Origin of the sequence: Providencia alcalifaciens, from assembly GCF_915403165.1 — a bacterium.
Taxonomy (GTDB): Bacteria; Pseudomonadota; Gammaproteobacteria; order Enterobacterales; family Enterobacteriaceae; genus Providencia; species Providencia alcalifaciens_C.
The window spans coordinates 1596216-1608056 of the sequence record NZ_OU659204.1; the positions used below are offsets into that span (position 1 = coordinate 1596216).

Genomic DNA, 11841 nt, shown 5'->3' on the forward strand with positions numbered 1-11841 from the left:
AAAAGGAGCCTTAGGTTCCTTTTTTTGAATCTAACTGCATCAATAGAGGACAGGATCATGCCTAAAGGACAATGCTTATGTGGATCCGTTAAACTGACGATTAATATGCCTATCGATACCGTTCATGTTTGCCATTGTGGCATGTGCCTAAAATGGAATGGTGGTCCCGGAATGACCATCGACTATGAAAGTGAACCCGAAATTGAAGGCAGCGAGTTTATTACCTGTTTCGCTTCATCGGAATGGGCTGAAAGAGCTTTCTGTAAGCAGTGTGGTACTCACCTATTTTATCACCTGCATTCGCCGTCAAGGTATTACCTTTCAGCTCCGCTATTTGATGAAAGCAAAAATGCTAAAATGGGAACGCAGATTTATATTGATTGTAAGCCGAATTATTATAATTTTGCTGAGAAGACGCCAATGCTAACTGAGCAAGATATATTAAATCTATTCGCCAATAAATCCTAAATCCCAATCTTATAGCAGGTATTATTGCCTGCTATTTATCTTAAGGTAATCTAAACATTCATTTGTAATGTCAGCGTCAAAAAATTCAATTATAATTAAGTCATTCTATTTTGTTTTTTTACATAACGTTGAAAGGTTATGCTTAGTTTAAGATAAATAGAAAAAGATAACTTATTTATTTTAAACGTAGAAAGAGTAGCCCGAGGAATGATCAATGAATAATATGAAAGGAATGCGTCACGCGAGTAATATCGCTTGGGTATTACAATGGGTTCTTAACGCAGGTTTAATTGTACTTGCCGCGGTATTAGTTTTCTTTTTAGCGAAAGAAACATTTACGATGGCATCGTTAATGTTTGGAGGAAACCAAGAAGCTAAAGCGTATGAGCTTTTAGAAGGAATTGTCATTTATTTTCTGTACTTTGAGTTTATTGCATTGATTATAAAGTACTTTATGTCAGGTTATCATTTCCCATTACGCTATTTTATCTACATTGGTATCACGGCAATTATCCGCCTAATCATTGTTGATCATAGTGATCCGATGACTACGCTGCTGCATGCTGGCGCTATTTTAGTTTTAGTTATCACGCTTTATATCGCTAATACTGAAAAACTAAAACGAGAATAATAATCTTTAGATTAATTTATCAATCGCGCTAAGGGGAATAATAATCATTTCTTTTAGCGTGAGTTTAAATAAATAAAAAAATGACTTAAGCAATATAAAACGAGAGTTAACATAAGCTAAAATAAAATTTCAGACAATTGATTTTAGAATAAAACTAATAATATAAGCATTATTAACTAGAATGATTGTTTGATTTTTATTCTGTTAAAATAAAGTAAGAAAGTGTTTTACTTTTCTAAATGGGTTATTTACTGTGATAAAGTTTCTATTCTAATAACATAAGTAACTTGCAACTATGACAACTAAAACACTACCTCAAAAAAAGGGTTTTTTAAATCGTGTTGAGCGCATCGGGAACGTTATGCCAGATGTAACAATGCTATTTGTTTACGCCCTAGTAATATGTTGGTTTTTATCCTATCTACTCTCATTTGTAGATTTCAGTTATCACCATCCTATTTCTAAAGAAAAAATCTCCGTTATTAATATGTTTCAGTATGAAGAAATCATATTATTTGTGACATCAGCGGTTAAAAACTTTATTAATTTCCCTCCTCTGGGAATAACAATTGTTGCCACCTTAGGTATAGGGATTGCAGAAAGTAGCGGCTTTATTAATACCGCGCTGAAAAAAATGCTTTCTTTTATTTCACCTAAAATGTTGACTCCAACAGTTGTGTTCGTCGGGATCGTCTCTCACGTTGCTTCTGACTCAGCCTACGTTATTTTGATGCCAGTTGCCGCAATGATGTTCTATGCCAGTGGTCGCCATCCTTTAGCGGGGATTGCAGCGGCATTCGCCGGTTTGGCGGGGGGATTCACAGCAAGTTATACACCATCGATTATTGACCCAATCATGCAGAGCTTTACGCAAGATGCCGCGCAAATGTTAGCGCCGGGCTACAGCGTAAACGTGCTGTGTAACTATTTCTTTAGCTTGGGCGGAACCTTCGGCGTTATTTTAACTTGCTGGTTTATCACCGAAAAAATCGTTGAACCATGGTTAAATAAAAACGCGCCAATCAACAAATCTGATGTTGATACTGATGCTGAACAAGATTTAGGTAAAATTACCCCACAAGAGCATCGTGCATTTCGTGTGGCTGGGTTGATGGTGATTGCATTAGGCGTGGGGTTATTTGCGCTATTATGGCCTGAAAACTCACCATTACGCGGTCCAGATGGTAGCTTAACTAGCCCGAAAGCACCGATCATGCAGATTGTTGTACCATTATTGTTCGTCTTCTTTGCACTGCCGGGCATAGTGTATGGCTATATGACCAAATCTTTCACCTCGACCAAAGATGTGGTTAAGGCGATGGAAAATATTACCAAATCACTGATCCCATTTATTGTGTTTGCCTTCTTTGCGGCGCAATTCCTGTATTCGTTCCAACACTCTAACTTAGGAACATTATTAGCCTTATCGGGTGCGGAATTACTGCGAACTTTAGATATGCCATCGGGAATGACGGTATTTGGGGTGATTTTATTAACTGCCGTGTTAAATATCATGATCACGTCAGCGACCTCAAAATGGGCGATTATGGCACCAGTTTTAGTGCCAATGTTAATGGCAGTCGGAATTTCGCCAGAATTAACCCAAGCTGCCTTCCGTGTGAGTGATTCTGCGATGAACGTGAGTACGCCAATGTTCCCGTTCTATCCGCTGATTTTAATGTATTGCCAGAAATATTATAAAAATGCAGGTATCGGAACCTTATGTTCCATGATGATCCCGTTCACCATCGGCTTATTAATTACCTTAACAGCGACACTGTATCTGTTCTGGGCATTCGATATTCCAATTGGGTTTGACAGTGGTTATACATGGCAGCCTGCGCAATAAGTAAAAGGTATGTGAAATGAAAGAATTAGGTAAGAAATTAGAAGAACGTTTTTATCGCTATGTGGCCATTGAAAGCCAAAGTGATGCGGCGAGCTCTGTTGTACCAAGCACAGAAGGTCAGCGCGAGCTGGCAAATCTTCTGGCAAAAGAATTAGAAAGCTACGGCTTGAAAGATGTGTATGTTGATGAACATGCCATTTTATATGGGATGCGCCCAGGTAATAAACCTAATGCCCCTAAAATTGGGTTTGTGGCTCACTTAGATACTGTTGATGTAGGCTTATCTCCGGTGATTAAGCCGCAAACTTTGAAGTATGAAGGCGCGGATTTATGCTTAAATGCGCAGGAAGATGTGTGGTTTAAAACCGCAGAACACCCAGAAGCCGCAGCTTATGTAGGTGATGAAATTATTTTCAGTGACGGAACCAGTGTTCTGGGTGCGGATGATAAAGCGGCCATTACAGTTGTCATGGAGCTGATGGATAAACTGCAAAACGCAGATTTTGACTGTGGCGATATCTATGTGGCGTTTGTGCCAGATGAAGAAATTGGTCTTCGTGGCTCGAAGATCATGGATCTTTCTCGCTTCAAAGTGGATTTTGCTTACACCATTGATTGCTGTGCGCTCGGTGAAGTGGTTTTTGAGACCTTTAATGCGGCTTCTATTGAAGTGGAAATTAAGGGGATCACTGCTCACCCAATGTCAGCGAAAAACGTATTGTTAAACCCAATTCGTGTGGCGCATGATTTTATTGGTTGTTTTGATCGTTTTGATACGCCGGAACACACTGAACACCGTGAAGGCTATTTCTATATTACAGATTTAGCAGCAAACCCGAATGAAGCAAAAATCAAGATGGCGATCCGTGATTTTGACCGCCCAAGTTTTGAAGCCCGTAAGCGTTTCATTGCTGAAAGTATTGAACTGATTCGTACTCGTCACCCTCGCGCGAAAGTGGAATTCAAAATTGATGATGTGTATAGCAATATCAGCGATTCAATCGGCGAAGATCGTACTGCGGTAGATATTATTCTCGAAGCGTTAAAAATTCATAATATCGAGCCAAATATCATTCCAATGCGTGGGGGGACTGACGGTTCAGCACTGTCTGCTCGCGGAATTGTGACGCCAAACTATTTTACGGGTGCGCATAACTTCCATTCTCGCTTTGAGTTTTTACCAATCACGTCATTCGAGAAGAGCTATTTAGTGTCTGAAACTATTTGCCGCCTTGTTGGAAAAAAGTAGTTCATACCTGATTTAGCTTTAGCTCGTTAAAGTAAGAGCATTAAAAACCGATAGCTGCTAATTATTTAGCGGCTATTTTTTTGAAAGTAACCCATTCAAGTTTTAAATGTTATTTAATGAATTATAACTAGGATAATAGATTTAAATTTCGATTTAAAAAGAAGATATGACTTATTGGTTTTTTCATTTATTATCCTCCCATTATGGTTGCGAGTAATAGGAGAGGTATTTGATTAATATAATAATTATTGATGATAGTAATATTTCGATTCGAGGTATTGACGCGATGCTCACTCGAAATACTCGCTATAAAGTTGTCGCAACGTTTCCTTCTTTAGAACCGGTGATCACTTGGAACCGGCAAAATAAAGCAAATATTATTTTGATTAATCGGGAACATTGCCATTTCGATTCATTGAAAACCTTCACGACAATCCGCCGTACTCAACCTGATGTTGGGCTAATTATCTTCAATGTTCGTCATAATGATATGTTTGTTGTGAAAGCGCTGGATATTGGCATTTTTGGCATACTAAGTGCCAGTATTGCAGAAGAAGAGCTTATTGAGGCTCTACAAATAGTGAATGCGCGTCAACGAATTATCTCTCCTGATATTGCTCAACAGCTGGCTTTACAAAGATTAAATCAACGCGAACAGCTAGATATATATGAATTGCTTTCTGCAAGAGAGCTCGAAATTATGCTCATGATTACTAGGGGGCTTCCGGTTAAGCATATTGCGGATGCATTATCTTTAAGCCCTAAAACGGTAAATACCTATCGATATCGAATGTTTGGTAAACTTAATATCTGTAGTGATGTAGAATTAACACATATAGCAATCGGTTATGGTTTAATCACCGCAAAACAGGGTTCATCAGGGTGGAACAACAGTTTGATCCAAAAGTTTTCTTAAAAACAGTCACAAACCAACCCGGCGTTTATCGTATGTATGACGCTGGGGGAACCGTGATTTATGTCGGGAAAGCGAAAGATCTGAAAAAAAGATTATCGAGCTATTTCCGTGAGAATGTCGGTAGCCGCAAAACAGAGCAACTCGTCAAGCATATCGCCTCTATCGATGTGACGGTAACCCATACCGAAACTGAGGCGCTACTGCTGGAACATAATTACATAAAGCTATACCAGCCTCGTTATAACGTCTTGCTACGAGATGATAAATCTTACCCTTATATTTTTCTGAGCAGCGAAACACATCCCAGAATTTCAAGCCACCGTGGTGCGAAACATAGGAAAGGGGAGTATTTCGGGCCATTCCCAAGCTCTTATGCGGTGCGTGAAACCTTAGCGGTGATGCAAAAACTGTTTCCTATCCGCCAGTGTGAAGATAGCGTTTACAAAAACCGTTCAAGACCTTGTTTACAGTATCAAATTGGTCGCTGTTTAGGGCCGTGCGTGAAAGGTTTAGTGACAGATGAAGAGTATGATCAGCAAGTCAACTATGTCCGTCTGTTCTTAACGGGTAAGGATAAGCAAGTCTTGACTGGGTTAGTCGAGCGCATGGAAAAAGCTAGCCAAGAGCTACGCTTTGAAGATGCAGCGCGTTTTCGTGACCAAATTCAAGCCGTGCGCGCGGTAACCGAAGAGCAATACGTGTCGGGCGGTGATGATGACCTTGACGTTATCGGGGTCGCATTTGATTCCGGTTTGGCTTGTGTTCATGTTCTATTTATTCGCCAAGGAAAGGTTTTGGGAAGTCGCAGCTACTATCCAAAAATTCCGGCGGGGACGTTATTAGAAGAAGTGGTTCAAACCTTCTTAGGGCAGTTCTATTTACAAGGCAGCGAAAACCGCACATTGCCAGGGGAAATATTAATTGATTTCCCATTGACGGAAAAAGAGTTACTGGCGGAATCGTTGTCTGGCATTGCCGGTCGTAAAATTAATATTCAAAGCCAGCCACGAGGCACCCGTGCTCGTTATTTAAAACTGGCTCGAACCAATGCCTCTATCGCGCTATCCACCAAATTGGCGCAGCAATCGACGATTCAACAACGCATGGCGGCGCTGTCAAAAGTGGTGAATATAGAGAATATTTCGCGCATGGAATGTTTCGATATTTCCCACACGATGGGGGAGCAAACCGTGGCTTCTTGCGTGGTATTTGATAAAACGGGTCCCGTAAAGTCAGAATATCGTCGATACAATATTACGGGGATCACGCCTGGGGATGACTATGCGGCAATGCACCAAGTATTGACTCGCCGTTATGGTAAACATCTGGATGAGAGCAAAGTTCCCGATATTATCTTTATTGATGGTGGTAAAGGGCAACTGGGTCAAGCTCGGGATGTATTTGATTCTCTTGAAGTGGATTGGGATAAAAACCATCCTTTATTAATTGGGGTTGCTAAAGGTAGCGATCGTAAAGCTGGGTTGGAAACGCTGTTTTTAAAACCCGAAGGTGAAGGTTTTGCGCTTCCCCCTGATTCGCCGGCATTGCATGTAATTCAGCATATTCGTGATGAGTCGCATAACCATGCGATTACAGGACATCGCCAGCGCCGTGCGAAAGTAAAAAATACCAGTGCGCTTGAATCTATCGAAGGGGTGGGGCCAAAACGTCGCCAAATGTTATTGAAGTACATGGGGGGATTACAACCTTTGCGTAATGCGAGCATAGAAGAGATCGCAAAAGTGCCCTCGATCTCATACGCGCTGGCAGAAAAGATTTATAATGCATTGAAACAGTAGGTATCTTAGGGCAACATACTAAGGTATCCGTCTTGGACAAAGAGTTAGTGAGCGCGATGAAATTAAATATACCAACGTGGTTGACCTTATTCCGTGTCATCCTGATACCGTTTTTTGTATTAGCATTTTATCTTCCCTTCAGTTGGGGGCCTTTTGCTTGTGCGCTGATTTTTGTGATCGCCGCCGTGACGGATTGGTTCGACGGATTTTTAGCGCGTCTATGGAAGCAAACAACCAAGTTTGGTGCTTTCCTCGATCCTGTTGCAGACAAGGTTATGGTTGCGACAGCGTTAGTCTTAGTGACTGAGAGTTATGATGTTTGGTATGTCACTTTACCCGCAGCAACTATGATTGCCCGTGAAATCATTATCTCTTCGCTCAGGGAGTGGATGGCAGAAATTGGTAAACGTAGCAGTGTTGCTGTCTCGTGGATTGGTAAGTTCAAAACTACCGCACAAATGATGTCGCTGGTGGGCTTATTATGGCGTCCAAATCCGCTGATCGAACATCTGTCTATTGCGCTTTTATATGTGGCTGCAATTCTGACTTTCTGGTCAATGTTCCAATATTTAAAGGCTGCGTGGGGCGATTTGAGCGAAGCGTGATCGAAATGATTGAAAAAACAGCGAACGATCCAATTATTTCAATAATTGTATTGACTCGATAGGTGAAATCAGTAGAATGCAACGCATCGAACGGCAACGTGGTTTACGAAAATAAATAAGTAAATCAGCCAGTTTGAGAGCAGAAACTGAAAAGTGAAGCTTAAGCGGGAATAGCTCAGTTGGTAGAGCACGACCTTGCCAAGGTCGGGGTCGCGAGTTCGAGTCTCGTTTCCCGCTCCAAATCTTGAAAAAGACTAGGGTGTAAGGCGCGTTAGCAAAGCGGTTATGCACCGGATTGCAAATCCGTGTAGCTCGGTTCGACTCCGGGACGCGCCTCCAAATTCTAGCCCAGGTGGTGAAATCGGTAGACACAAGGGATTTAAAATCCCTCGGCTGTAAGGCTGTGCGGGTTCAAGTCCCGCCCTGGGCACCATATTCAGTGAATGGACCGATAGGTCCATTTTACTTTAAAGATTTAAACTAGTTAGTTAATAAAGTTAACAACTAGACAAGCAGTAAAGCAGTACTAAAAATTTGGCCCAGGTGGTGAAATCGGTAGACACAAGGGATTTAAAATCCCTCGGCTGTAAGGCTGTGCGGGTTCAAGTCCCGCCCTGGGCACCATACAAAACTTAACTGAGTTTAATCAGTAAGTTAGAAAAAGAAAAAGCCACCCAATGGGTGGCTTTTTTGCGTTTAAATATAAAAATAATTATCGGCTTTTCAATGGGTTTTGCGAATCCAATTTTTTGTCATTTTTCTCCCATTTTTATCAAGATCCCGAAAAACTAAGTAAAAATAAGTAAGTCAGACCCATCCCACCTTGAACTGTGCCAATATCAGCGTTTTAGAAAAAGGAGAGGTGATGTCTAATATGAAAACTGAAATTGTGGTTGTCCGCTTAACGAAGCATGAGCGTGCGATGTTAGATGCGATAAAAACCACGCCATTACTTGCTGATTGGTTGAAAGCGCTCGCTTTTTCTCAAGTAGAACAGCACGAAAAGAGTCAAAATCCTAAATAAACTGGTCTGTTCACTATGTTTCTTGCCTATACATCTTAAGTATAAGATGAATATCAGGTATATTAGTGTTCGATTGTAAGCTACCAAGAAAAATTACTATGATTATCAAACCTAAAATTCGTGGTTTTATCTGCACTACAGCTCATCCAGCAGGCTGCGAAGCCCATGTTCGTGAGCAAATTGCCTATGTGAAATCTCGTGGTGAACTGAAAAATGGACCGAAAAAGGTTCTGGTAATTGGTGCATCCACTGGTTATGGTCTGGCTTCACGCATCAATGCAGCTTTTGGCAGCGGTGCAGCGACCATTGGTGTTTTCTTCGAAAAGCCCGGCAGTGAGAGTAAAACAGGTTCCGCAGGCTGGTACAATGCCGCTGGTTTTGATAAAGCAGCAAAAGAAGCGGGTCTGTATGCGAAAAGCATTAACGGTGATGCATTCTCCAATGAATGCCGTCAAACCGTAATCGACTTAATTAAGCAAGATTTAGGTCAAATCGATTTAGTGGTTTATTCACTGGCTTCCCCAGTGCGTAAAATGCCTGAAACAGGTGAAGTTGTACGTTCAGCATTAAAACCAATTGGTGAACCGTACAAATCTGTTGCGCTGGATACCAATAAAGATGTGCTGATCGAAGCCGTTGTTGAACCTGCCAACGAGCAAGAAATCGAAGACACAATAAAAGTGATGGGCGGTCAAGATTGGGAATTGTGGATGAACGCATTAGCGGATGCTGGTGTTCTGGCTGACAATGCTCAATCCGTTGCTTACTCCTATATTGGTACTGATTTAACTTGGCCAATCTACTGGCACGGTACATTAGGCAAAGCGAAAGAAGATCTCGATCGCGCAGCACAGGCTATCAACGAAAAAATGGCACAGACAGGCGGTTCCGCACACGTTGCTGTACTGAAATCTGTGGTCACTCAAGCATCTTCAGCAATTCCTGTCATGCCTCTTTATATCTCAATCGTGTTCAAAATCATGAAAGAGCAAGGCATTCATGAAGGTTGTATCGAGCAAATTCAGCGTCTGTTCGCAACTAAATTATTCAGCGGTGAAACCCCAGAAGTTGACGAGAAAAACCGTCTACGTTTAGATGACTGGGAACTGCGTGATGACGTGCAAGAAACCTGTCGTCAAATCTGGAAACAGATTAACGACGACAACATCAATGCACTGACTGACTATCAAGGCTACAAGGCTGAATTCTTACGTTTATTCGGCTTTGGCTTAGACGGTGTTGATTACGAAGCAGACTTAAGCGGCGAAGCTAATTTTGAAGTGAAAGAATTGGTTTAATAGATAGCTATCTATTTCGCTGAAAACCCCGAGCACTGGTAAAACGGTTCTCGGGGTTTTATTTTTTGTACTCTAGGATAATAATGATTAAATTGGCTTTTAATGATGAGCCTCAAAAAGGGAGTGCAGGGATGTTAATTGTAGAAATGTTAAGTACCGGTGATGAAGTGCTGCATGGACAAATTATTGATACCAATGCGGCATGGCTAGCGGATTGCTTTTTCCAACAAGGATTACCGCTACATAGCCGTACAACGGTTGGTGACTCCCTTGATAGCTTAGTGGAAACATTTATCGAGCGTAGCCATCATGCCGATGTGGTTATTGTTAATGGTGGATTAGGTCCTACAAGTGATGATCTCAGTGCTTTAGCGGCTGCAACGGCTGTGGGTGTACCGCTTCTTGAGCATCCTGAATGGATTGCGGTAATGGAAAGCTATTTTACTGCTCGAGGGCGTAAAATGCCGGCAACAAATCGCAAGCAGGCCATGTTACCCGCCAATGCCGAGCTTATCGATAATCCTGTCGGAACTGCTTGTGGTTTTACACTGCACCTTAATGATTGTTGGTTCTTTTTTACGCCAGGCGTCCCTTCTGAGTTTAAAGTGATGGTCAATGAACAGATCATTCCTCGTTTACGTCAAAAGCTTACATTACCAGAGCCACCAATTTGTTTGCGTCTAACCAGTTTTGGCCGCAGTGAAAGTAGCCTTGCTAGGCAATTTGACCCACTTGAGTTACCAAAAGAGTGCGTGTTGGGTTACCGTTCTTCAATGCCAATCATTGAATTAAAATTGACAGGACCGGCGAGTAGGCGTGATGCGATGGAGCAAGTTTGGCAAGTCGTTAAAGCGGGTGTCGGTGCTAATAAAGTATTTGAAGGAACCGAAGGTATTGGCGCATTAGTGCGGGAATCACTTGAACAACGACAGCTTTCGGTTGTGACTCACGAACAGTTCAGCGCTGGTTTACTCTATTGGACATTGAATGCAGCAAAAGCGCCTATCACTCAAGGGAATATTGAAAAATTGGCAACGCATTCAGATTTGGCCGCATTAGTCCAAACTGCAAAAAATAGTCGGGCGTTAAATCAGTGTGAGATTGGCTTAGTGGTTGGTGACTATCATGAAGGCGTGTTATCTCTAGCACTATCAACACCAACGGGCAGTTATGCTCAGTGCGTAAATTATTTACCTCGTAATCACTCGGAACTGGAAAAACAGCAGGTTAGCGTGATGTTGATGTTGGATATGCTATCTCGTTGGCTAGAAGGGAGGCCAATCATTGGGGCTTATGAATGGTTAGAGCAAATTCAAGTGATGGAAGTTAACTAAAGTCATTAGCGTGCCGCTAGGATTATTTGCAAAACCACCCTCAATGAAATGGGGTGGTTAGTATCCATTATTCAGTGGGTGAGATAGTTTCAATCATAAAATTAAGCCCAGAAATCCCTTTTTCACAGGCTTTATCTTGAAAAACGGAAGGGGCTTTTTCAATTTTATGTTTTAATGCAGTAATTTGATTGGCATAAATATCTGCGCCTGCAATGTCTGGATTATCTTTCAAATATTCGATAAACACATCCACATTCTGATAAAAATAGTCGCAAGGTTTATCGGTGACATCAATCTTAGACAGATCTTTTAAAGAGTCAGGTAAAATATTATCTTTGGCCAACTGAATATATTCACCGTCTTTCACTTGCTGAATTGCGTTATCCACCTTCGCTTTTAAATTAAATAGCATCACAGCGACAGAGATCAGCGCAACGAGTAAAATAGCATTGGCGGCTAAACTAATACTCAGTAAATATTTTTTCATTTGCTCTCTCAAATTAGTCTCAATAACCGATTAATAACGTAAGAAATTTAAATCTTCTGCTTAATAATCTAGCAGTAATAATTCTAGCTGTAACTAAGACAATCCTTGAAGATTAATAAATTATCACTTATTTATTCTATGCCATTTTGTGCCTTTCAATAGTGGAGCGCTTTAATGGGAT

The 11841-nt window shown here is 41.3% G+C and carries 11 protein-coding genes and 4 tRNA genes; 14 read left to right on the forward strand and 1 reads right to left on the reverse strand.

Translation table 11 applies throughout. From position 1 onward, the window contains the following. Positions 1–57: 57 nt before the first annotated feature. From LDO73_RS07250 to LDO73_RS07315, 14 genes are all read left to right on the forward strand, one after another. Positions 58–468 (forward strand): GFA family protein, encoded by a 411-nt coding sequence (locus LDO73_RS07250; RefSeq protein WP_224060827.1) that lies wholly within the window; start codon positions 58–60, stop codon positions 466–468. A gap of 223 nt (positions 469–691) precedes the next feature. Next, positions 692–1099 carry a phosphate-starvation-inducible protein PsiE gene (gene psiE / locus LDO73_RS07255; protein ID WP_224061148.1) on the forward strand — a complete coding sequence of 136 codons (408 nt, stop codon included), beginning with the start codon at positions 692–694 and terminating at the stop codon, positions 1097–1099. Between the two features lie 295 nt (positions 1100–1394). Beyond that, entirely contained in the window at positions 1395–2948 is a 1554-nt protein-coding gene (locus LDO73_RS07260; RefSeq protein ID WP_224060828.1) for an AbgT family transporter, read from the forward strand. Positions 2949–2964: 16 nt separating this feature from the next. Further along, positions 2965–4197 (forward strand): peptidase T, encoded by a 1233-nt coding sequence (pepT, locus tag LDO73_RS07265; RefSeq protein WP_224060829.1) that lies wholly within the window; start codon positions 2965–2967, stop codon positions 4195–4197. Between the two features lie 229 nt (positions 4198–4426). Continuing rightward, positions 4427–5113: a LuxR C-terminal-related transcriptional regulator gene (locus LDO73_RS07270; protein ID WP_224060830.1), complete on the forward strand. Its 687-nt coding sequence runs from the start codon at positions 4427–4429 to the stop codon at positions 5111–5113. Beyond that, the gene (gene uvrC / locus LDO73_RS07275) at positions 5080–6912 is read left to right on the forward strand and encodes an excinuclease ABC subunit UvrC (protein WP_224060831.1); all 1833 of its coding nucleotides are present in this window, start codon (positions 5080–5082) and stop codon (positions 6910–6912) included. Before LDO73_RS07270 ends, uvrC begins: the two co-directional genes overlap by 34 nt. Positions 6913–6968: 56 nt before the next feature. Beyond that, a complete protein-coding gene (pgsA, locus tag LDO73_RS07280) occupies positions 6969–7517 on the forward strand; it encodes a CDP-diacylglycerol--glycerol-3-phosphate 3-phosphatidyltransferase (protein ID WP_224060832.1) in 549 nt (182 codons plus the stop codon). Between the two features lie 164 nt (positions 7518–7681). Next, a tRNA-Gly gene (locus tag LDO73_RS07285) sits at positions 7682–7757 on the forward strand. Between the two features lie 25 nt (positions 7758–7782). Continuing rightward, positions 7783–7856 (forward strand) — tRNA-Cys (locus tag LDO73_RS07290). Between the two features lie 7 nt (positions 7857–7863). After that, a tRNA-Leu gene (locus LDO73_RS07295) sits at positions 7864–7950 on the forward strand. Positions 7951–8054: 104 nt separating this feature from the next. Continuing rightward, positions 8055–8141, forward strand: a tRNA-Leu gene (locus LDO73_RS07300). 241 nt (positions 8142–8382) lie between these two features. Then, positions 8383–8541 (forward strand): MbeCy, encoded by a 159-nt coding sequence (locus tag LDO73_RS07305; protein ID WP_154604110.1) that lies wholly within the window; start codon positions 8383–8385, stop codon positions 8539–8541. 98 nt (positions 8542–8639) lie between these two features. After that, complete coding sequence (fabV, locus tag LDO73_RS07310) at positions 8640–9839, forward strand: enoyl-ACP reductase FabV (RefSeq protein WP_224060833.1); 1200 nt, start codon at positions 8640–8642, stop codon at positions 9837–9839. 131 nt (positions 9840–9970) lie between these two features. Then, positions 9971–11173, forward strand: coding sequence for a nicotinamide mononucleotide deamidase-related protein YfaY (locus tag LDO73_RS07315; RefSeq protein ID WP_224061149.1), 1203 nt, complete (start codon positions 9971–9973; stop codon positions 11171–11173). Positions 11174–11240: 67 nt separating this feature from the next. On the opposite strand, the gene LDO73_RS07320 is transcribed toward LDO73_RS07315, so the two are convergent. Next, on the reverse strand, positions 11241–11660 hold the full coding sequence (locus LDO73_RS07320) for a DUF5339 family protein (RefSeq protein WP_224060834.1): 420 nt from the start codon (positions 11658–11660) through the stop codon (positions 11241–11243). Positions 11661–11841: the final 181 nt, after the last annotated feature.

Coding starts and splice junctions, on each gene's coding strand:
- LDO73_RS07315 (WP_224061149.1), top strand. CDS start 9,971: ATGTTAATTGTAGAAATGTTAAGTACCGGTGATGAAGTGCTGCATGGA.
- LDO73_RS07250 (WP_224060827.1), top strand. CDS start 58: ATGCCTAAAGGACAATGCTTATGTGGATCCGTTAAACTGACGATTAAT.
- psiE (WP_224061148.1), top strand. CDS start 692: ATGAAAGGAATGCGTCACGCGAGTAATATCGCTTGGGTATTACAATGG.
- pepT (WP_224060829.1), top strand. CDS start 2,965: ATGAAAGAATTAGGTAAGAAATTAGAAGAACGTTTTTATCGCTATGTG.
- fabV (WP_224060833.1), top strand. CDS start 8,640: ATGATTATCAAACCTAAAATTCGTGGTTTTATCTGCACTACAGCTCAT.
- LDO73_RS07320 (WP_224060834.1), bottom strand. CDS start 11,660: ATGAAAAAATATTTACTGAGTATTAGTTTAGCCGCCAATGCTATTTTA.
- pgsA (WP_224060832.1), top strand. CDS start 6,969: ATGAAATTAAATATACCAACGTGGTTGACCTTATTCCGTGTCATCCTG.
- LDO73_RS07260 (WP_224060828.1), top strand. CDS start 1,395: ATGACAACTAAAACACTACCTCAAAAAAAGGGTTTTTTAAATCGTGTT.
- LDO73_RS07305 (WP_154604110.1), top strand. CDS start 8,383: ATGTCTAATATGAAAACTGAAATTGTGGTTGTCCGCTTAACGAAGCAT.